This is a genomic window from Biformimicrobium ophioploci (genome assembly GCF_030270605.1).
Classification (GTDB): domain Bacteria; phylum Pseudomonadota; class Gammaproteobacteria; order Pseudomonadales; family Cellvibrionaceae; genus Biformimicrobium; species Biformimicrobium ophioploci.
In genome coordinates this window covers 59,343-79,770 of record NZ_BSYJ01000008.1, presented here as the reverse complement: position 1 = coordinate 79,770, position 20,428 = coordinate 59,343, and the positions used below count along the sequence as shown (strand labels likewise).

Sequence of the window (20,428 nt, the reverse complement as noted above, 5' to 3'; positions counted from 1 at the left end):
GCGCCTCTTTTGGCGTTATTGTAACGCTAAAGAGTGTCTAGGATACTAGGGGCTTGCCAAACGGGTTAAGTTCCGGATCTATTGTTCTCTAAAAAAATCATACTACCGCCTCGCAGTAAGCAGAAAAACCTAATATTTCATCAACTCATTATCCCTGATTAACGCACGCCTTATATTACTCGCCAAGGTTTGGGAGCCCAGTCGACGATTCTTGAATATCACCGTATCACGGGCAACTACATGGGTATACCCTTTCAAAATCGTTTCGCAATTCCAAAGCCAATCCTCGTAGGCGAAACCATCTTTTAGTTCTCGATCAGCATACGGCACATCAAGGTAAGTAGCTCTAGGTGCGAAGCAGAGCGCATCCCAATAATTGGCTACCCTGAGGTAGCCCATCTCAAAACTATCGTCCCTCTGATCCCGGTGCACAACAACATTTTCAGATCCATTAAAGAAAAGGTTTAATTCAGGGTGTACAACATAACTGGCATCCTTCTTTGCTAGCGAATACGCTTCGCATAACCAGTTAAAACTCCAAAGATCATCGCCATCCAAAAATGCAACATATTTTTCAGAGACACACCTCGCCGCAAAGTTTCTGACCTGCCCCTGGTCCCCAAAATCACACTCTAGAACTTTGAACCCACTCACTTTTAATTCAGGCGCCATCTGGATTGTCTGCTCTGTTGGGCGATCAAAAACAGCATAGAGGTTAACAACCAGTCCATTTCGCCGAGCTTCCTCAGCTGCTTCGAGCATACTATAGGCGGATTTAGACAGTAAAAGGCCTTCACCATGAAGGGTCAATATTCCCGCAATATCCAAATTCTATGCCTCCTCAATCAAATGAAGCTGCCGAGAGAGTTTTAGTGATTTCGCTTTGATAACCCTGGAAGCTATGTCGAGCTTCCACATACTGCCGCTGTTTTTCCGCGAAATTTACCGCCGTATCGTAATTCGAAAACACGTGGTCGATTATTCGCTGGTATTCTCCTGCTCCACTATCAGGGGAGGCATTATAACAATAGCCGGAAGCTGCCAGATCAGACGTACCTTCGACTTTTGTCATTACGATAGGGACACCTGCCGCCATTACATCCAACAGTAATGTCGGAACCCCATCCCACTCGCTAGTATAGAGCCACAAGTCACAATCAAATATCGGAAGATCTCCAAAGTTTTCATATGGACCAAAACACTCGACATTATCTGGAATTTTATCCGGAATACTCGCACCTCCCAGAACTTCTCGCCCCCACACTTTAAAATTGTGATACGGCATTAAATTGGCAATTTCACACAATAAATCGAATCTCTTTTGACGATCAAATCTACCCGCCCAAAAAATATTTTTCTTTCGTGATAAACCTACCGTAGAATCATCCGGCCTATGCCACACTCGAGCCGGCCGGTCTACCGGCGTATTGAGTACTATGACCTTTCTAGTAATTGGAGAGCGTGCAAATATCGGAGTGAGCAGCCGTGAGCGTAAATATTCTGAGTCAACAAAGATGGCTTCATGATAGTCAACAGTCTGATCAAAAAACTGAGCCGGATAGCCGACCCTATTACCATATAAGTCGCGATCATAGCAAAATAAATAGCTTACTAAGTTCATTGTGGAGGAAAGCTGAGATCCAAAAACGCTAATCGCTTGCCAGGAGACAAGGCTGTTAACATTGAAAAAAATTTTGCAATCCACCCCACGAAGCATTTCAACTAGCAAGCTTTCAGCCTCCCCAGATTTTAGCCCGGCGAAGCAGCTTGAGAGATCCAAATTGGCAACTGAATCGGGAAACCAGTCAGGATGTTCGAAATCGGGCAGCTCGGTACGCACAATGAGTATTTGGTCTGCGGGCAAAGCATTTGCAAGTGCTTTGACCAACCAAGATGCAACCCTCGCTGCACCACTATCGCGGCAGTGGGGCATTGCAACAACGATAGTATACCTCTTATCCTTCAATAGACTCGCCAAGTGAGAGGACTGCACGTATCGGCCATCAGCTTCATGAGCCGCATTCGGGACAACAAGATTTTTGGGGCCAAAGGCCTTGATCAATGGCTGAATTTGGCTTGCTTTATAAATTATGTCCAGTAACACTCCACTGCTAAGTCGATCAAACTCAAACGCTGTTTCAGGTTCGCCGTTTAGATATAGCGCCCGCTGAATTCGGCTATCGCATGAATTACGTAAAGCCACTTCGATTAGTTCACTGAAAGCATGGCTTTCCCATTGTTTGCCTAAAATTCTTACCAACAAATCCCTTGACAAAAACTGGTTGGGCTGTCGCCCCTCTAGCACACCGTGAAGTATAAAATGTAGATACAGTTGACACGGATAATTTGCCAAATCTGCGTACTTATTCTGGTAGAACTTTGAATCGAAGAATCTAATGCAGCACACGCCATCCTGATGACTATGCTTCATCCAATCAAAAAAAGCAGGAGCAAATGTTTCTTCCCCCTCCCTCATTTTCAGATAATACTCGCTATCAAAAAACGGGCTGGGCGATAGACCTTTTCGGCCTCCCCAAAAAATAAAGTGAAGTGCAGCACCCAAGTCGGAATCAAATGAAGTCATTGACTCTTTTTCATACCAAGCCTTAGAAAATATAGATTTGAATAGAGAGTACCTTCTTGGGGAAATCCTATAGGTCCATGCGGGAATAAGAAAAACTATCGCCCACAAAAGTTTTGACAATTTATTCGCAATCACTTACTGATAACCCGAAAGAAATTTTTCCTGCCATATCGCTATGATCACTAATATAGGTTGATCCGAATTACGACGAATGCGTGGCGAGCAAGGCAGTATTGAGCAATTCATAAATGTATTCAATGATGTGCTCAGAGCCATCATGACGAAGATAAAAGCACTAGTATGAGGAAGCGGTCTCTCATCATATCTCATACTGAAAGGTCGACCTTCTGGCCGTTCTCTTCCAATTGAATCATAACACCAGATTTGATCGCTTCAGGACTTTCAAAACGAAAACCAACGAAACCACTCCTAGGTACCTTTAGAGCCGCCAAGTCAGGTCGATGTAAAGTCGCAGGCATTTCATCGATACTCTCTCCTTCACTATTCAATAATTGAACAACAGGAGGTGGAGAATTTTCATCATAGTAAGCCCAGCCGACCGGAACGCCATTCCGATCACGCCACGATTTTGCATGAGCGAATATCTGGCCGAACTTTTCGTATCGCAACCTTTTATCAAGTATTTCATTACTTAGCTTGTAGAGCTCACAGTCTGAATCGTTCAGGCTCAATACTTCCGGCCGGAACTTCTCGAAAGGATCTATATTGCTTGAGTTTTTAGACTCCGGCGCCACGTTTTTCTTCAGAAGAGGTACTTGGAACCCGACGATTTTCGATAAGAGCTCTAATGACTCGGCATATCTAGATGTGACACCAACGAACCCGATAGCTTCGATTGGCACACCCGACATCAGTCTCGCCTGAACATTCTGACTTCCAGGGCGCCGAAAATATTCTTCAAACGAACAATTCAAGTTCTTATTTCTAACCTTGTGTAAGTAAGAAGAAACTACTCGCTCAAAGGGCTCTCGGACAAACGTAAATATATTTTTCACCTGACAGGCGCCGCAGTATTTTCGAACTGGGAAATGACCCAACAAAAAATTGGCACTCTTTAATTCTTCAGTTTGAAATAGTGAATATACATCGCGATGACGATAAACGTAATCCAAGACAACACGATCCGTTTCCTCAGAAACGTCACCATAATCCTGGACAACCTTTGATCGCCCCAAAGATTCCCTCAAAGCAAAACGAACACTCGTACCTGCAGTCTTAGGGATATGGACAAACAAATACGTACCGTTTAGCCGAATACTTTTCCTAAAAAACATATCTACTTTCCAAAAATACTAGCTTAGAAAAACTTCTTCAATGAGAAGTCTTCCCTTTTTAAAGTTAAATTCCGGTTATATGCCCTGTCTTCAAACTTGTCAGTAATCCAGCGACTCTTCATAAATGCAATTTCGTTCAAAAAACGAATCTTCGCCTCGCCAAATTTGTCGCTTCCCCTAGAAACAGATTCATGATGGTAAAGCATCGCGCCTGGAACCCAGACATTCAGATAGCCTTTGGCTGCGGCTTTCAAACAGAGGTCAACGTCATTAAAGGCAACCGTGAGATTGACTTCATCCAGGCCGCCGAGCTCAAGGAACTTTTTCTTACTAATAAGCAGGCATGCGGCCGTTACCGCAGAATAATTTTGGGTGCAAATTAAGCGGTTCATATAACCTCGATGACCGCGCTCAAAGAACTTGTGCGCATGCCCCGCCACACCTCCGTAGCCAACAATGACCCCTGCGTGTTGATGTGTATCGTCAGGAAAGAAAAGATTTGCACCTACGCAACCCACTTCCTCACGCGCCGCTTGGCCCAGCATGATGCTGAGCCAATCTGGACTGATCACCTCAACATCATTATTCAGAAGGACAATAAATTCACCCTCTGCTTTCGATACTGCAAAATTATTAATTGCAGAGTAATTAAACGGCTTAGAATAATCGAGTACTTTTACTTTTGGAAAGCCGGAAACCATCTCAAGGTAGTCTTGAGTTTCCTTCTGTGCGGACTGGTTATTGACTATGATGATTTCAAAGTTTTCCCAACTGGTTTTCTGAAAAACCGAATTGATACACTGACAAAGTAAATCCAACTGATCTTTCGTTGGAATAATAATGCTTACCAGAGGAGCGTCGGCCGGCGGATTCCAGTCGACACGCACTACCTCACTGAACTCACCATCCTCGACACTATACCCCTCTCTAATGCCAAGCTCTTCTAAAACCTGCCTAGCGAGCTTCGAAAATTTCTTCGCATCAGGCCCTTCAGAGTTCCCATCCTCCAAAAGGAAATATGGGAGGTGAGCTACGCGTCCGTGATTACCAGCGATATGGAGCAAGCATGTGTGATTCAGAGCCTCTGCTGAAAGAACATCCCCATAGTCAGTAAAGAGTGCATTTTCAATAGCTCCCTTACTGAACACGACGGACGATGCGATATAGTTATATTCCCGCAGATAATCAGGACAAAACGCTGGGCGGCATTCTGCAACCGGCTTGCTTCCTCTGCAAATTATCACATCACTGTAGAAAGCATCGCACTCTGGGTGTTCCACGGCTTCGCACATGAAGGCTTTCAGCGAGTGCCTGGACAAGCAATCCCCTGCGTGAACCATCATCAGGTATTCGCCAGACTTACTGTCCGATACAGTTGATCGCCAAAACACCTGATCGAATACCGGAGTCTGCAAAATTTTGCATTGAGAATTCTGCAGGCGAGAGGACTCCCAATCGCCAGAGGTCATTCCGACAATTGAAATCCCAGCCGCCGGATAATCCTGATTCAATATTGAATTGACTGTTACCTCGACATCCGTATGCGATGCGTGCTGCGCATCGATGACAACCTGTATACTATGCTGAGTCAACGGCGTTTCGGGTAGTGGCAGGCCTCTCAAATCTGCCTCTTGGCGCTCGCTCAGAACCTTCAGAGAATGCTGCTCTACAAATTCACGACTTTTGATCACGCGAAATATGTTTTGTATCAGGCAGTTTTCCTTAACGGCAGCACGGCATTCCTTGGGTATCCAGGAGGCTAATCGAAATGCCAGGTCTGAGACAAAAACCCTAGCTTTTATGAAATTGATAAGCATATCTTTAAGTAAAAATATATTTGGGGTAGCGCCGGAAAAATCTTAATGCAGACCACACGAACCTATTGATATGGAATATGCTCTTCTTGGAGGCATTCCCCCCGGCATGCGAAACCCTAAACTCCGGTTCCAGCAAGACGTTGGCATTCGCCAGCGTTCTAAGTGAAAGGTCGTAGTCCTCAAAATAAAGAAAAAACTTCTCGTCAAAGCCACCTAATGTCAGAAAATCGCCCCGTCGGTACAACATGCAACAACCGGAAAACACTACGCTCGTTCGCCTGTCATAAATTTGACGCGTCATGGGCAAACGCGCTCGCTCCACTCGCCTCGAGCCAAGCATTTTTAGCGGTGTACTCAAGATCGAGCGAGCTGCTATCGTAAGGAGCCCGAACTTCTTGAAATGAAGCCTCTGATCCCCTCCGCTCTCTGCCACTACAGCGGGCATCACTGCCGCTATCGAGCCATCGCTTAGCGCCCGAAGCGCTGCACCGATCGAGCCAGCTTCAAATTTCAAATCAGGGTTGGCAATCAAATAAAATTCCGCGGAAGCCAACCCAGCCAGCTCATTGTGGCCAGCGCCAAACCCGTTATTTTTAGAGTCCCGGATTTCGGGCTTTCTACCAAAGCGCGCATTGAGTTTAGCCGACATTTCGCGAAGCCTTCGTGCATACTGCGCATTTCCAGAGTTATCCAGAATTAACACCTCTGCCGAGTGAAGGGTCCCCCTTTCCAAAGCCCCCTTGAACTCTGAATATATTGACGCGACGCAGGCTTCTATAACCGCGATATCTGTATCGTGACAAACAACACCAACAGCCAGGCTAGACACGGACACCCCAACCTTCTGTCGCTTGGCTTCTGACATCCGACAGAGACTTCTTCTGTTGCATCTCCCTTACCCCCCGAATAGCTGCCTTCAAATGCACCATTCGATCCGAGGAAACAAAAAACAAGAAGACCAGTTTCAATACCATCCGCACACAAGCGTTAATCTTCCAGGCCCTATGAATGTAATTCCGTCGTAGAAGGCTCAAGACATTTCGCCAGATATAGAAAGTACGGAATGGGGAGTGCACTTTTGCCAAACTAATTCCTGCCAACCTGGAATGCCCTTCACCAATTGCATGAGTAAACTGGACACTTGGCACTCCAAGTAATCGATAGTCTTGGACAAGCGCTCGTGCACACCATTCTACATCGACGTTATCGATAAAAAGGTCTTGATCAAAGCCGCCCAGGTCTTTCAGGTGGGAAATAGAAATCAAAGTTCCCGAGGTGATCAGGAAGTCTGCTTCTACAGGCCCACCTGCCGAGTCTGGATTTTTTTTACTAACGCCCCAACTGGAAAATCGGATGAAGGGCTGCAATTTATCTGTATAGCGGCACAACTGGGCACCGCCAACCCCGGCAACATCTGTATTACTGGGCTGACCGATCACCTCAGCCAACCTCTTACAGTACCCCTCGCCAGGGATCGAATCCTGATCAAAGAGGACAACGTACTGACGACCCTGGTCGATAGCAATACGGAACAATTCATTGCCAGCACCTGAAACACCAACGTTTTGAGCGCTTTCAATCAGTGCGCAGCCATTGATACGGCTGCAACACGCGCGAATAGCATCGAGATTACTTGAGCCGTTATCAAAAACTACGATGTCACAATCATCCAGCGCCAGACGTTCGAGCAGAGCACCCAGAGTCTTTTCCTCAGGATTAAATGTGATTATTCCAGCAAGTGTGGCGGCGACAGGTTTCATATGCCCTCAGAGAGTCCGGCCACCGACTCGGAGCCATCACCTTTCCTTTCTTCGGAGCTCCGCGTCCGGATTCGAGAGTCAAATGAGGATTTGTATTGTTCAGCAACCGCCGCGCTGTCGCCACTGCTGATAATCCGCCCTTGTTCGAGCCACAAAGCTTTGGAGCAGACATTGTTGACCAACCCAGGTTCATGCGACACAAGTATCACAGCCGCATCACTCGCGATCAGCTCACTTATTTTTTCTTGGGATTTCTTCCTGAAGGCCCGATCTCCAACAGACATAGCTTCATCGATCAACAATATGTCCGGCTCTGAAAATACGGAGATCGCAAAGGCTAGCCTTGCTTTCATGCCTGCGGAGTAACTATAGATAGGCTCTAGAATGTTATGTCCGATTTCAGAGTATTCGATAATTTCCCTTTGCTTGCCATGAATCTCGGCTCTGGACATCCCCATCAATATACCCGTGAGCATGATATTATCTATGCCGCTTAAGTACGGCACAAATCCATGCTGTAGACCGATGAACGCTGAGCGGATATTCCCAGTTACCGAGAGCGTTCCGCTGTCGGGTTTATAGATACCGGCCAGTAATTTAAGCAGGCTACTTTTACCTGCACCGTTACGCCCGAGAATCCCTATTTTGTCTCCCGGGCAAACTTGCAAGGATATACTTTCTAATGCAATCTTCTTCCGGGCACGAAGGAAATTGAATCCACTTTTATAAAGAAGTGAAACATTTTCTAACTCAAGGATCGGCTGCACCATTTTCACACCAACCTTTTCGGAATTTCACCACGTAGCCTACTTAGCAACGTATAAGAAATTAGGAGAATCGGTATATGAGACACCAAAATTATTAGCAATTTCTGGCGATCACCCGCTTCACCATACAGGAGTAGATCCCTAACGCCCTCGATCAAATGCGCAAACGGATTCCAGTAAAGGAGCGCCTGAGCTTCGGGAGACATTTGAGATATCGGGAAAATCACCCCTGATAGAAACATCATGAGCATTGCCGCCCGGGAAATTACCATCTGTAAATCGGGGAAAAATGGCGTCGCGACGCTAAAAAGAACCGCATAGGAAAATGCAGTGATAATTGCGGCAGAAAACCAAAGCCCAAAATCAACCGCTGTGCCAGGATTAAATGCATCCTTCCAAATAAACAGCGCAATCGCAAAACTGAGTACGACCCCGTACTTAAACGTATTGACCAGCAAAATAACCACGGGAAACGCGAACGGGTGAACCCTGAAGTTCTGAACTAGGTTTTTCTTTTTTAAAACTGAGCTCGCGCCGCTCGTTATGATACCAATCAGCCATTGCCATGTGACAATCCCGCAAACCAATACAAGCGCAAAATCCGCCCTCCCCCTAAGTTCAGCAAAAAGAAAATAGAACACTGCCACATACAGCGCAGGCTCAAGAACCCACCAGAGCGCCCCAAGCATAAACTTGTTCATGTCGGACTTCAGTTCTGACCAGAACAAATAACTAGTCAGAGCTGGGTAATCAATCTTGTTCATAGAGCACCTCTTCCTACGAACCGCATCTGGTTATCTACCCGCAAGAACAGTTTCGATACACTGCTTTGTCCTTGCGTTCTAATTCAGTTAACTACTATGCCAGTTCAACTTCGACCTACAGGTCTCATAAAAATTGTGATCCAGCGGATGTACCAATGTCATCCGGTGTGGATGCTTGTGGATCCGAATCTCATCACCCGGTTTTGTCACCACCGAATCGTGCCCATCACAGGTCACCATCGGGTTTGCGGTGTTTTCCGAAGTCACAACAAGCTTCAACTCGCTGCTGCCCTCTACAACGATGGGCCGACTACTCAGGGTGTGGGGGTTCATTGGGACCACGACTATTGCATCCAGTTTCGGATGCATGATGGGCCCGCCACCGGACAATGCATACGCAGTCGAGCCGGTTGGGGTCGATGTGATCAACCCGTCAGACCGCTGTGTATATACGTACTGCCCATCGATATAGAGATCGAACTCGATCATGCGGATGAGTTCACCCGGGTGCAGTACGATATCATTCAGTGCACTACCCTGCCCCACCAGCTCCCCATCGCGCATGACAGACATGCTTAACAGGAAACGGCTTTCGGCCAGGTATTTACCTGCGAGAACATCGCCTACTTTCTGTTCGATCTGATCAGGGGTAATGTCGGTGAGGAAGCCGAGGCGACCACGGTTGATACCCAGTAACGGCACGCTGTGCTTGGCAAGCGCGCGGGCCGCGCCAAGCAGGCTGCCATCGCCGCCTACAACAATAACAAGGTCGCAGGACTCACCGAGTTTTTCACGGGGACAGGTGGGTACGTCACGCGCAGGTAGCTGCTTCGCAGTGTTCTCCTCGAGCACAACGTCGTACGCTTCACGCTCAAGATAACGCAAGGTGCGTTTGAGCGTGGATACAGCACTCGGACTTCCGGTACGCCCGACCAAGCCGATTCGACTGAATTCCCCCAAAAGATCTCTCCCCTGATCTTCCCCAAATTCTGCTAGTTCGCCACACCAAGCTACTGTTTTTTCAGCATTTTCTAATTTTCGGCGAATGGGCAATTATGCCGGTTTCAGAGGAGAGCGTCGAGGAAATGGATCTTACGAATTATTACAGTCAGGTTTCATGCGTTTAGAGATTGAATTTTAATCTCACTGTCTACTTTTCAATCACAGAATTGATGATATCGCCTGCCGAAATTACGGATACCCGCGTGATCCCTGCAAGCCGCCACTATGCAGAAAAAGCAAGTTTGACCCTTTTTTGATCGATCCATATCCAATCTGCTGACAGACCCCGTAAAGCAGCTTTGCGGTATAGACCGGATCCATCGGTATTCCGGCTTGCAGCTCAAAATCCCGCTGGAATTCCACTAGGTAGCGCGGGCACTTTCCGTAGCCACCACAGTGCATGCCTTCAAGCCAATCCAACCCTTGCGCGCCCTGCTGTAATTCTTCTGCTGGAATTTTAAGCACCGGCACTCCACAAACCGGTAGACCGGCTGCTGCGAGACCACGCGCTGTAGCCCCAGTGCCAGCCGCACAGTAAACGGCATCGAAACTCACTGGCGACGTATGCTTTATCACCTCCCCCAAAAAACGCACTCCCTGCTCGCCCAAATCGTTGTCGCCACCTTCCGGGGCCCAACACGCATCGGCGTAACCCAGTGACGCAGCAAAATCCGGTTTGTAGCGCTGCCGGTAATCCGCGCGCGAAACGAACTGCAATTGCATTCCCCAGCGTTCGGCGTCCTGCAGCATTGCGGAGAGCCTGGCCGGTCGCTCTCCGCGCACGATACCCACAGTTCCAAAACCGAAGCGTTTGCCTGCAGCGGCCAGCGCATGAAGATGATTGGACCAGGCCCCGCCGCAGGAGACGATTTTCCTTTGTCCTGACGCCCGAGCCTCCAGGAGGCTGAAGAGCAGCTTGTAAGCTTTATTGCCACTGATTACCGGATCGATCAGGTCGTCGCGACGGATCCAGACACTAATATCGTGCTCGACAAATAGAAGGTGTTGGATTTGCTGGTATGGGATAGCTTCGGCGGCGCTGCGGAAGTGCTCCAGGGAGAGATCGGATAGGTAGCCGGCGGGTAGGAAGTTTTTCATTCAAGCAGGATACACGGACGGGACTGACTCAGGCCATTCTGGCCTTCGCCCTTCGGGCGCCGGCAGAGCCGGCGTCCTGCGCAAACGCTAGCGTTTGCTGGTCGAAACCCGCTTCGCGGGTTCGAGCCGTACGGGATACAAACAAAAAAGCCCGATGCTTTCGCATCGGGCTTTTTTGTTTGTATGGCGGACCGGACGGGACTCGAACCCGCGACCTCCGGCGTGACAGGCCGGCATTCTAACCAACTGAACTACCGGTCCGCATGTGGTGCACTTCTTTCTGTCACGCAGTGAAAGAAGTGGTGGGTGGTGCAGGGATCGAACCTGCGACCCTCGCCTTGTAAGGGCGATGCTCTCCCAGCTGAGCTAACCACCCGCTGCTGTGTGGGCGGCGTTGCCTGCCCGAGCGACGCGAATAATACCGGATCGAATTGGCATGTCAAACAAATTCACGCCAGTTTTTGCAATTAAATTTCAGCCTGGCTAATTATCCCTCCCACAGCGGAACGACCAGACAGTCCAGACAAAAATCGTTCAATTTCAGGGAGTTAGATAAATGCCTTTTTGACGGCCTAATCCCCACTGACTGAACCACTGTCTTCCACAAGCTGCTGACCGCCGGACAAACGGTAGTCTACCGGGATGCCACGCCCTACTACTTTTACCTGGCCGGAAGTTGGTATCAGCGCGACCCGGGGTACACCCGGACCGTTTCTGGAATAGTCGCAAACCCCCGTCGGAAAGATCCGCTTGAGGTTAGGCAAATAATTGCTCAGGTCGACGTTACCGTATACGCCGCTATTTACTGCATCCTCTACCGGCTGTAACGCGCACTTGAACAGGTCCCCTTCTACCGGGCCCCCCGCGACTTCACGAGGCGTACGGTAACTGGGGTATTCCTGCATGCAGGCGCCCTGCGCGCGGCCATTCCAGGCGCCATCCCAGACGTCCGAGCCTCGTGCGATGATGGCACCATCCCCGGCGAAACACTGATCGGCAGCATCCATTGGCTTGTTGCCGGCGATGCCATTCTCCGGGTTCGCCGCAATCCGCAGCATCCAGCGATCGATCGTGGCCAGCGCATCATCCAGCGGGTTGTAGTCCTTGTGGCTCATCCAGATCAGGTGGTTGTCTGCATGGCCGCGCGCTCGCTGGATGCGCAGGCGACTGGAAAACGAAGCCAGGCTGTGATGCATATCCAGCTCACTATCGAGGTAGTGGCGCAGGTCGATGATCGGAATCTCTGCATGCCCGAGGAACACGTGCCCGGAGCGGTAAGCACCTTCAATGGCATCAAGGTTGGCCCGGCTGCGCGGGGCCGGCGCATCGACGCTGCCCTTGACCATGTTGTGGTCACTCCACAATGACAACTCCATCGGTAAAAGATCACCGTTCATAAACCAGAGCTTCTCCCCCTGCTGCTCGGTTGGCGGCTTCCAGCCACCAATGGAGGCATTCAACTGAATGAACTTCTCCACTGAAAGCTCGCCGGCCTTGAGCGCTTCCAGCCCATACTGCACACCCTCGTTATCCCAGGTACTGTTGGCATAACCATCTTCACCCACGCCATAAAAACGCTTCAGGTCTTCCCAGTGGGTCCAGTGTGTGTTGCGACGCACCGGCTTGGCATAATTACGCGCAAAATGCACAAAACGCGGGTTATTGACCAACGGCACCAGTCCGCGCCACCCATTGACGCACTCTGTGGAACCCTGACGTGGATAGTCGAATTTATCACTCAGGTAGCCGGCCGCATTTTCCAGTGCGGTAAAGCGGTTGCCCATGTCGTTGTTATATGAAAGTCCCTGCACCACGCTACGCTCACTGGATTTACGCCAGCGAGGATTGTCCCGATCGACCACATCGAAGAAGTATTCAAGCGGCTCGCAGTCAAACACGTAAATGGTCTGTGTCACCATGTCCGGGTAGGAGTACAGCGGAATCGCGGCGTCGATCACTTCAGGGTTGTTCTGCGCAAGCAGGTATTGCTGTATGCCTCCACCGGAACCACCAATGCCGACGGTGTAAAGCGGCTGGCCATACAGCGCGGAAAACTGCTTTTTCAGGCGCAATGCACTGTCTTCCGCCAACCAGATGTCGTAGTGGTTACTGGTCTGGTTTGCAGTGGAATAGACAATCGCATAACCACGTGCGAGCTGGTCCGCCCGACGTTTCAACAGGTCGTGATGCTTGATATTCCCCTGCCTGCGGCCAATACCAACCCCGCCGCGGAACTGGTAGATCAGGCGCTGATTCCAGTGGGTACCAGCCGGCCGTTCAAGTGTTTCACCTTCACCGCGCAGCACTGCAATGGCATAGAAGAACCGATTGATGGTCCCGGTCTCAAGGCGTACGACAAAGTCTATCTCCTTGCCGTTTACGGTGATTTTTGCAATGTCATCCGTCGCCCTGTCGAGATCCTCCAGCGGATAAAATTTTCCGTTCAGGCTGCTGCGATAGTAATAGCCAGCGTAGGTTTCATGTGCGCAGTCCTTGCTGTAGCCGACGATTTCCTCGGTACGCTGACCTTCGTCATCGAGTGCATAAACGGGCACACCATGACCGTCCTGGTTATCAACCAACGGTTGCAGGTCCGTTTCTTTATTGCGGCCGCAATAAAATGGGTAGCTGTTTGGGCCGGCGAAGAGTGGCTCGACCGGGCCGGTCTCACCTATGCGAATAGGAAACTGAAAGGTTTCATTCGGGCGTTCCATCACCCTGGGATGTGGACCGGTATAAGCTGGTTGGGGGCTTCGATCCAAAGCGCCCTCAGGCACACCCACCACCGGCGCATCCGGTGTGTCCGGCAGCCTTGGCAACTGTTCATATCCGTAGCGAGCGGCTGCCAGCAACGCAACAACAAGCCCGGTCAGACTCCAGAATATCCACCCCCGACGAGACAACATAACGGCCTCCTACCTTTATTTATGCACGCATACCTTTGCTATGAGTATATGTGTTGGCGGTGGAATTGCCGGGCGGCTGGCGCGTCATGAATCGAATGCGCGCACAGGTCAAGCGAGCTGTGAACTTTTACACAACACGGTCGGGAAATTTGCGAAGGAAATTTAACCGGGAGATGAATTTTACGAAAGTAAGCGCGGTGAATGAGTCGCCCGCAGCAGCATTGCACCACTGCGGGACGTGAGATGCTCTCTCCTGTAATCAGCCCGGAATAATACCGGCCTTTTCCAGCGCCTTGAGCACAATCTCGACTTCTTCTTCCAGGCTCTGCTGGTCAGAGCGCAGGTGGATTTCAGCTTTCCCCGGCGCCTCATAGGGGTCATCGATACCGGTAAAGCCTTTGATTTCACCGGCACGGGCCTTCTTGTACAGGCCCTTCGGGTCGCGCGCCTCCGCAGATTCGAGCGAACAGTCCACGAATACCTCGAAGAAATCCAGGTCACCCTGCTCGTGGATGGCGCGTACCTTTTCGCGATCGCCGATGTAAGGGCTGATGAAGCTGCTCAGAACAATGGTGCCGGCGTCTGCGAACAACTTGGAGATTTCACCCACGCGACGGATGTTCTCGTGGCGGTCTTCCGCGGAAAAGCCCAGGTTGGCATTAATGCCCAGGCGCACATTGTCGCCATCGAGACGGTAAGACAGCACGCCACGTGCGGCCAGCGCCTTCTCAACCGCAACTGCGACGGTGCTTTTGCCGGAGCCGGACAGGCCGGTGAACCACAGAGTGGCGCCTTTGTGACCCAGAATGGCAGCGCGGTCCGTGCGCTTGATTTCACCCTCGTGCCAGTGCACGTTCGTTGCTTTTTTCTCTACGGTAAAACCCACGTCAAAAACTCCCTGAAAACAGTTAAAAGGCGCAAATGGCCAGAAATTAAGGGCGCTATTGTCGCTGAAAATCGGCTTTATGAAAAGCAACGCAGGAGGCGTGCAGCTGACCATCTGGTGCTGACTGGGAAAAACAACGAGAGGGGGAAATGGGGTGGCCGACGGGGATCGAACCCGCGACAACAGGAATCACAATCCTGGACTCTACCAACTGAGCTACGGCCACCATTGGATGGGTATAAATTTACGCTAGCAACATTCGTCCTTGCCGGCCACTCTCGCTGAACACGGGGAGAGACCGATTATTCGAAGCCTGGAGCGAATGGCGCGCCCGGCAGGATTCGAACCTGCGACCGTCCGCTTAGAAGGCGGATGCTCTATCCAACTGAGCTACGGGCGCATGCGTAAACAAACCCGAAAATTGGTCGGGGCAGAGGGATTCGAACCCCCGACATCCTGCTCCCAAAGCAGGCGCGCTACCAGACTGCGCTATGCCCCGACACTTTCACCTACATTCCTGACCATCTGTTCAGGTCTGTCTGCCTCTCCCGGTGTCGCAGTTTTCAACCGCGGCGCCGTTTGAGTGGTGCGCATAATACTCATGCCCCCATAGTGAGTCAACGTCCGTAAGCTATTATTTTTCAACAAATTTGCTCTGCTTTCACGGAGCGCGGACAGTCATTCACTTTTTGATCAGGTGCGCCCCCGGGGCCACACTGGCTCACTTTGTGAATGGCTCGCCACTGGCCTAAAACCAAGGCGTTATGACAAAATAGCGCCCTTTTCTCAGTTCTGCAGGATCGCAAATGAGCGCAACCATTCTTGACGGCAAGGCTCTGGCCCAGAAAACCGAACAGGAACTCTCCCGGCGCGTCGCGCAACTCAAAGAAGTTAGCAGAGAACGCACGCCAATCCTTGCCACCATCCTGGTTGGCGACGATCCGGCCTCCGCCACTTACGTAAAGATGAAGGGGAACGCCTGCCGCCGCATCGGCATGGACTCCCTGCAGGTCGAACTGCCCTCTTCTACCACCACCGAGGAGCTGCTGGCCAAGATCCACGAACTGAACGAAAACCCGGACGTGCACGGCATCCTGCTGCAGCACCCGGTGCCGCACCAGATTGATGAGCGCGCCTGCTTCGATGCCATTGCGCTGGAGAAAGACGTAGACGGAGTCACCTGCCTCGGCTTCGGCCGCATGGCGATGGGTGAAGAAGCTTACGGTTGCGCAACCCCCAAGGGCATTATGCGGCTGCTGGAGGCCTACGATGTTGAACTGGAAGGCAAGCATGCCGTAGTGGTTGGACGCAGCCCCATTCTCGGCAAGCCGATGGCGATGATGCTGCTGAATGCCAATGCTACCGTAACCATCTGCCACTCGCGCACGCAAAACCTGCCGGAAATCATCAAGGGTGCCGACGTGATCGTCGGTGCGGTGGGCAAGCCAGAATTTATCCGCGCCGACTGGATCAAGGATGGCGCTGTCGTTGTAGATGCCGGTTACCACCCCGGCGGTATCGGTGATATTGAACTCGGCCCGCTAATGGACCGCGCCAGCGCGGTTACGCCGGTGCCCGGGGGTGTCGGCCCCATGACCATCAACACCCTGATATACCAGTCCGTGGATTCCGGCGAGCGCAAGCTGGGTAAGGGCTAAGGAACCAGCCTGAAAATGAACAGGGATCCCGAAATACTGTTTGAAGACGAGCACTATGTTGTCGTCAACAAGCCGCGGGGCCTCCTCGTACATCGCTCCCCAATCGACAAACACGAGACCCGCTTTGCGCTGCAGATTGTCCGCGACATGATCGGCCAGCGGGTCTATCCGGTACACCGTCTCGACAAACCTACCTCAGGGACGCTGGTATTTGGTAAATCCCCGGAGGCTGCCCGCAGCCTCTCCGAAAACTGGGACTCGGTACGCAAGGTCTACATCGCCCTCGTCCGGGGGCATGCACCGCAGCGGGCCTTTATCGATCATGCCATCCGTGAAAAAGACCCGAGCGTGCGTCGCAGCGCTGAAGGTGATGCAGCCGCACAGGCGGCGCAGACCCGGGTTGTGTGCCTGGCCAGAGGCGAATTCCCGATCGCGTTGGAACGCTACGCGGTCAGCCGCTATTCGCTGGTCGCCGCAATGCCCCTGACCGGCCGGCGCCACCAGATCCGCCGGCACCTGAAACATATCAGCCACCCGATTATTGGCGACGCCAAACATGGCAAAGGCGTTCACAACCGCTACTTTGCCGAACAGCTCGGTATACGGGGCCTCTACCTCCATGCCCTGGTGATCCGGTTCCGTCATCCCTTCACTGGCGAATTGGTGAAATGCCGCGCCGAGCCCGATACCAACTGGGAACGGGCGCTCGAAGTATTCGGCTGGGAAAACGCGCTACCCCGCGCCCACTAGACCGGCACCCACAAGAAAGAAATTATGCGATTAGATAAATATATCAGCCAGGTTACCGAACTCTCCCGCGCAGAGGTCAAGCGTGCCTGCCGTGCGCAGCGCATTCGCATCAACGACAAAATGATCACCGATCCGGCGACCAAGGTTAGCGAGACAGATGATGTCTTCCTGGATGACAAGTTACTCAATACGCCCGGCCCGCGCTACTTCATGCTGAACAAGCCGGTCGGCTATGTCTGTGCAACCAAGGACAGCGAACACCCTACCGTGCTGGACTTGCTGGACGAACCCAACAAGGAAAACCTGCATATTGCCGGGCGCCTCGATATCGACACCACCGGCCTGGTGCTCATCACCGATGATGGGCAGTGGTCTCACAGAATCACATCCCCGAGGCGGGACTGCAAAAAGCGCTACTATGTGCACCTTGCCGAGGCGCTGCCGCGCGAAAGCGAGGCCAAATTTGCCGAAGGCATCTGGCTGGACAATGAAAAGAAGCGCACCAGGCCGGCAGAGATTGAGTGGCTGTTCAGCAATGAGGTAAAGCTCACGATTGGCGAAGGTCGTTACCACCAGGTCAAGCGCATGTTTGCAGCACTCGGCAACAAAGTGATTGAGCTGCACCGCGAAGCGATCGGCCCGCTGGAACTGGACCCGGAGCTTGAGGAAGGCGAATATCGCCCACTCTCCACCGAAGAAATTGCAGCAATCTGACATAACCGATATAAACCAGCTGCAATGACAAAAACGAAAGCCACACCAATCACCGCGAGACTCACGTCGCTGCTCAGCGGCGCCGGCAGCGACACCCTGTGGCTGGCGGAAGAAGGCAGCAAACAGGTGCTGGAGCATCTGCAGGGTTTTCAAGGGCAGATGCTGTGCAACCGATGGGATCTGCACGAACAGGCCCGCACGGCCGGTATCCAGTCGCGCTTTTCTGACTTCGACTTTGCCGATATCGATACGCAACAAATCCGTACTGTGATTGTGCGTGTACCGAAGGAGCGTGCCGTAGTGCACCACCTCCTGAACCAGTGTGCCCGACACCTGCCATCAGGCAGTGAACTGCGGCTGATTGGTGAAAAGCAGAGCGGCATCAAAACCTATGCCAAACGCGGTGCTGCTCTGTTCCAGTGTGGCAAGAAAATTGAGAAATCAGGCAATCTGTACGAGGTGGTCCTGACCCGGGGTGAGTCCACAGGCCCGCTGCTGGCAGATGATGACTACGCCGAACTGCGGGTACTGACACTAGCACGGGGGGCAGAGACGCTGGACGCTCTTACAAAGCCCGGGCTTTTTGGCTGGGACAAAATCGATCTCGGCAGCCAGATTCTGTCCGAAACTTTACCGAGCGCATTGGCTGATACTTTGCCCCAAACAGGCGCGACCATCGTGGACCTTGGCTGTGGGTACGGCTACCTGTCATTAAAACTTGCCGAATTAGTTGCCGAATTGGTTACCGAAAGTACAGCCGAACTCAACCTCATCGCAACCGACAACAATGCCGCGGCATTGAAAGCCTGCGCAAGGAACCTTGCCATGCTCGCTGAGCAAGCCGTGGTTATTCCTTCTGACGCAGGTGACACTATCGAAAGCGCAGCCGCAGATCTGGTGATCTGCAACCCGCCATTTCACCGGGGCGCCCAGGTAGAAGAAGACCTGACAGACCGATTCCTGGCGAATGCCGCGCGTATTTTGAAGCCCGGGGCTGTCGCCCTGTTTGTCGTCAACGAATTTATCCCGGTGCCGAGAAAGTCAGCCGGCCGGTATTCTGCCTGTGAAGAAATCAGGCACCGCGACGGCTTCAAGGTCTACCAACTCAAAAATCAGTAGTCGCTCAGGCTAGTAGTCGTTCAGGCTGTTGATGTTCAGCGCAAGGGTGTGCTCTTCCAGCTCTTCAAGATCCAACAACCGTTGCAATGCTTCACGCACAGACGGCGTCGCCGCCTCCTGCAACATCTGTCGGTATTGATCAGCGAGATAGATCTCCACATCCATCGCCGCATTCGCAATGGATTCAGTGCTTTCAATATCGGCGCTACGAACCTTGTCGAGCAGGAATGGCTCCTTGCCCTCGGGGGCAAACTGCAACCACGAACGCAAGACCCCCGGTGACATATCCTGGCGGAAATTATCGAGGGAATGGGTCATGGACTCCTCGCGCCTGCGCAACTGATCCAGTAGTAATGCATTGCGCTCGCTGGTCGTCAGCTGCTCGAGCTCCTCATACTGATGCGCGAGATCAGCATGGAAGCGCCGCCCCTCGTCAATCACGTCGCCAATCGTCTTATATCGCATGCACAGCTGCCCCACCGGTAAATAGATGCCCTATCTGCCAGTATAGTCACGGGGAGGAAAAAGCTGCCATTTTGTGATTCGGCCGACCGGGCCGTACTGCTGTCACTCGCGCTAACCCTTGCGCAGCTCCAGATCGAACGCCGAAGGAGACCAGGGCGGGGCAAGGTTTTGGGTAAAGAACTGCCGGTTCAGTTCCTCGCGGGAGAAGACACCAATGGTGTTTTCATACTGGGGCAGCTGCAACGACCAGCGTGCAGCAAAGTCAGCGGTAACATCCGGGGCTTTACGCCAACCGCAGTTCAGAAACTCCTTGCGGCTGGCAAAGTTGGTAACCATCAAGCCAGCCGGCGCCAGAATGCCGCCGAGCGCCTTGCACCATGTCGGTGTAACCGGGATTGCGCGACTGGGTATGCCATCGGAATGACCAAACAGGTCGTCGATGATCAGATCGAAATCCGGGCCCCGGTAGGCCTCCACAAAATTGACCGCATCGTCGCAAATGAGCTCGACCCGCTCAACGCCAAACCAGTCTCGACAAACCTCGAGATGCACCGGGTTGATATCCACCGCAGTGATGCTGGCACCGGGTAGGAGTCGTTGTAACAAGCGGATCACCGTACCGCCGCCAACACCCAGTACCAGTATGCGGCGAACAGAGGCAGGCGGACGGAAGCAGACGGGGATGTAGAGAAGCTCCCACAGAGAGCCTCGCAGCGGCCTGTCGGGGTTCCACTGACTGTGCAGAACCCCGTTGCTGTAAAGGCGGATGCTGGCGCCATGGCTACGAATTTCGTAGCGGTCTCCATCGCACTCCCTGTGCCAGAGAACAGCCATGGAACCCTA

At 51.8% G+C, this 20,428-nt stretch carries 18 protein-coding genes and 5 tRNA genes; 4 read left to right on the top strand and 19 right to left on the bottom strand.

Features of this window, described 5'->3' with window-relative positions; all coding sequences use genetic code 11:
• Nucleotides 1-129: 129 nt before the first annotated feature.
• The 17 genes from QSJ80_RS15335 to QSJ80_RS15255 form a co-directional block, all read right to left on the bottom strand.
• A complete protein-coding gene (locus QSJ80_RS15335; RefSeq protein WP_285765345.1) occupies nucleotides 130-828 on the bottom strand; it encodes a glycosyltransferase family A protein in 699 nt (232 codons plus the stop codon).
• 13 nt (nucleotides 829-841) lie between these two features.
• Nucleotides 842-2,584, bottom strand: coding sequence for a glycosyltransferase (locus tag QSJ80_RS15330; RefSeq protein ID WP_285765344.1), 1,743 nt, complete (start codon nucleotides 2,582-2,584; stop codon nucleotides 842-844).
• Between the two features lie 326 nt (nucleotides 2,585-2,910).
• The gene (locus tag QSJ80_RS15325; RefSeq protein ID WP_285765343.1) at nucleotides 2,911-3,879 is read right to left on the bottom strand and encodes a sulfotransferase family 2 domain-containing protein; all 969 of its coding nucleotides are present in this window, start codon (nucleotides 3,877-3,879) and stop codon (nucleotides 2,911-2,913) included.
• A gap of 23 nt (nucleotides 3,880-3,902) precedes the next feature.
• Nucleotides 3,903-5,696, bottom strand: a complete 1,794-nt coding sequence (locus QSJ80_RS15320) for a glycosyltransferase family 2 protein (protein ID WP_285765342.1) — start codon at nucleotides 5,694-5,696, stop codon at nucleotides 3,903-3,905.
• A gap of 4 nt (nucleotides 5,697-5,700) precedes the next feature.
• On the bottom strand, nucleotides 5,701-6,525 hold the full coding sequence (locus tag QSJ80_RS15315) for a glycosyltransferase (RefSeq protein WP_285765341.1): 825 nt from the start codon (nucleotides 6,523-6,525) through the stop codon (nucleotides 5,701-5,703).
• Entirely contained in the window at nucleotides 6,518-7,456 is a 939-nt protein-coding gene (locus tag QSJ80_RS15310) for a glycosyltransferase family 2 protein (protein WP_285765340.1), read from the bottom strand. Before QSJ80_RS15310 ends, QSJ80_RS15315 begins: the two co-directional genes overlap by 8 nt.
• Entirely contained in the window at nucleotides 7,453-8,226 is a 774-nt protein-coding gene (locus tag QSJ80_RS15305; RefSeq protein WP_285765339.1) for an ABC transporter ATP-binding protein, read from the bottom strand. Before QSJ80_RS15305 ends, QSJ80_RS15310 begins: the two co-directional genes overlap by 4 nt.
• Before the next feature lie 2 nt (nucleotides 8,227-8,228).
• Nucleotides 8,229-8,987 carry an ABC transporter permease gene (locus QSJ80_RS15300; RefSeq protein ID WP_285765338.1) on the bottom strand — a complete coding sequence of 253 codons (759 nt, stop codon included), beginning with the start codon at nucleotides 8,985-8,987 and terminating at the stop codon, nucleotides 8,229-8,231.
• Nucleotides 8,988-9,074: 87 nt separating this feature from the next.
• On the bottom strand, nucleotides 9,075-9,947 hold the full coding sequence (locus tag QSJ80_RS15295) for an NAD(+) kinase (protein WP_285765337.1): 873 nt from the start codon (nucleotides 9,945-9,947) through the stop codon (nucleotides 9,075-9,077).
• A gap of 231 nt (nucleotides 9,948-10,178) precedes the next feature.
• Nucleotides 10,179-11,087: a 1-aminocyclopropane-1-carboxylate deaminase/D-cysteine desulfhydrase gene (locus QSJ80_RS15290; protein ID WP_285765336.1), complete on the bottom strand. Its 909-nt coding sequence runs from the start codon at nucleotides 11,085-11,087 to the stop codon at nucleotides 10,179-10,181.
• A 184-nt stretch (nucleotides 11,088-11,271) separates the two neighbouring features.
• Nucleotides 11,272-11,348, bottom strand: a tRNA-Asp gene (locus QSJ80_RS15285).
• 39 nt (nucleotides 11,349-11,387) lie between these two features.
• Nucleotides 11,388-11,463: transfer RNA gene (locus QSJ80_RS15280), tRNA-Val, on the bottom strand.
• A gap of 196 nt (nucleotides 11,464-11,659) precedes the next feature.
• Complete coding sequence (locus QSJ80_RS15275) at nucleotides 11,660-13,993, bottom strand: DUF6351 family protein (protein ID WP_285765335.1); 2,334 nt, start codon at nucleotides 13,991-13,993, stop codon at nucleotides 11,660-11,662.
• Between the two features lie 259 nt (nucleotides 13,994-14,252).
• Nucleotides 14,253-14,879 (bottom strand): adenylyl-sulfate kinase, encoded by a 627-nt coding sequence (cysC, locus tag QSJ80_RS15270; protein ID WP_285765334.1) that lies wholly within the window; start codon nucleotides 14,877-14,879, stop codon nucleotides 14,253-14,255.
• A 150-nt stretch (nucleotides 14,880-15,029) separates the two neighbouring features.
• Nucleotides 15,030-15,105: transfer RNA gene (locus QSJ80_RS15265), tRNA-His, on the bottom strand.
• A 97-nt stretch (nucleotides 15,106-15,202) separates the two neighbouring features.
• A tRNA-Arg gene (locus QSJ80_RS15260) sits at nucleotides 15,203-15,279 on the bottom strand.
• Between the two features lie 22 nt (nucleotides 15,280-15,301).
• A tRNA-Pro gene (locus tag QSJ80_RS15255) sits at nucleotides 15,302-15,378 on the bottom strand.
• A 307-nt stretch (nucleotides 15,379-15,685) separates the two neighbouring features.
• On the opposite strand from QSJ80_RS15255, the gene folD reads away from it, so the two are divergent.
• From folD to QSJ80_RS15235, 4 genes are read left to right on the top strand one after another with little or no spacing between them, the layout of a single operon-like run.
• The gene (gene folD / locus QSJ80_RS15250) at nucleotides 15,686-16,537 is read left to right on the top strand and encodes a bifunctional methylenetetrahydrofolate dehydrogenase/methenyltetrahydrofolate cyclohydrolase FolD (protein ID WP_285765333.1); all 852 of its coding nucleotides are present in this window, start codon (nucleotides 15,686-15,688) and stop codon (nucleotides 16,535-16,537) included.
• A 15-nt stretch (nucleotides 16,538-16,552) separates the two neighbouring features.
• Nucleotides 16,553-17,287, top strand: coding sequence for a pseudouridine synthase (locus QSJ80_RS15245; protein WP_285765332.1), 735 nt, complete (start codon nucleotides 16,553-16,555; stop codon nucleotides 17,285-17,287).
• A gap of 24 nt (nucleotides 17,288-17,311) precedes the next feature.
• Nucleotides 17,312-18,001 (top strand): 16S rRNA pseudouridine(516) synthase RsuA, encoded by a 690-nt coding sequence (gene rsuA / locus QSJ80_RS15240; protein ID WP_285765331.1) that lies wholly within the window; start codon nucleotides 17,312-17,314, stop codon nucleotides 17,999-18,001.
• Nucleotides 18,002-18,025: 24 nt separating this feature from the next.
• Complete coding sequence (locus QSJ80_RS15235; RefSeq protein WP_285765330.1) at nucleotides 18,026-19,120, top strand: class I SAM-dependent methyltransferase; 1,095 nt, start codon at nucleotides 18,026-18,028, stop codon at nucleotides 19,118-19,120.
• A gap of 9 nt (nucleotides 19,121-19,129) precedes the next feature.
• On the opposite strand, the gene QSJ80_RS15230 is transcribed toward QSJ80_RS15235, so the two are convergent.
• On the bottom strand, nucleotides 19,130-19,585 hold the full coding sequence (locus QSJ80_RS15230; RefSeq protein ID WP_285765329.1) for a hypothetical protein: 456 nt from the start codon (nucleotides 19,583-19,585) through the stop codon (nucleotides 19,130-19,132).
• Between the two features lie 111 nt (nucleotides 19,586-19,696).
• Entirely contained in the window at nucleotides 19,697-20,419 is a 723-nt protein-coding gene (locus QSJ80_RS15225) for a spermidine synthase (protein ID WP_285765328.1), read from the bottom strand.
• Nucleotides 20,420-20,428: the final 9 nt, after the last annotated feature.

Excerpts from the sequence above, each read along its gene's own strand:
- QSJ80_RS15245 (WP_285765332.1), top strand. The coding sequence starts at position 16,553 with ATGAACAGGGATCCCGAAATACTGTTTGAAGACGAGCACTATGTTGTC.
- QSJ80_RS15235 (WP_285765330.1), top strand. The coding sequence starts at position 18,026 with ATGACAAAAACGAAAGCCACACCAATCACCGCGAGACTCACGTCGCTG.
- QSJ80_RS15300 (WP_285765338.1), bottom strand. The coding sequence starts at position 8,987 with ATGAACAAGATTGATTACCCAGCTCTGACTAGTTATTTGTTCTGGTCA.
- QSJ80_RS15320 (WP_285765342.1), bottom strand. The coding sequence starts at position 5,696 with ATGCTTATCAATTTCATAAAAGCTAGGGTTTTTGTCTCAGACCTGGCA.
- QSJ80_RS15275 (WP_285765335.1), bottom strand. The coding sequence starts at position 13,993 with ATGTTGTCTCGTCGGGGGTGGATATTCTGGAGTCTGACCGGGCTTGTT.
- QSJ80_RS15230 (WP_285765329.1), bottom strand. The coding sequence starts at position 19,585 with ATGCGATATAAGACGATTGGCGACGTGATTGACGAGGGGCGGCGCTTC.
- QSJ80_RS15325 (WP_285765343.1), bottom strand. The coding sequence starts at position 3,879 with ATGTTTTTTAGGAAAAGTATTCGGCTAAACGGTACGTATTTGTTTGTC.
- QSJ80_RS15290 (WP_285765336.1), bottom strand. The coding sequence starts at position 11,087 with ATGAAAAACTTCCTACCCGCCGGCTACCTATCCGATCTCTCCCTGGAG.
- QSJ80_RS15330 (WP_285765344.1), bottom strand. The coding sequence starts at position 2,584 with ATGACTTCATTTGATTCCGACTTGGGTGCTGCACTTCACTTTATTTTT.
- QSJ80_RS15305 (WP_285765339.1), bottom strand. The coding sequence starts at position 8,226 with ATGGTGCAGCCGATCCTTGAGTTAGAAAATGTTTCACTTCTTTATAAA.
- folD (WP_285765333.1), top strand. The coding sequence starts at position 15,686 with ATGAGCGCAACCATTCTTGACGGCAAGGCTCTGGCCCAGAAAACCGAA.
- QSJ80_RS15310 (WP_285765340.1), bottom strand. The coding sequence starts at position 7,456 with ATGAAACCTGTCGCCGCCACACTTGCTGGAATAATCACATTTAATCCT.
- rsuA (WP_285765331.1), top strand. The coding sequence starts at position 17,312 with ATGCGATTAGATAAATATATCAGCCAGGTTACCGAACTCTCCCGCGCA.
- QSJ80_RS15225 (WP_285765328.1), bottom strand. The coding sequence starts at position 20,419 with ATGGCTGTTCTCTGGCACAGGGAGTGCGATGGAGACCGCTACGAAATT.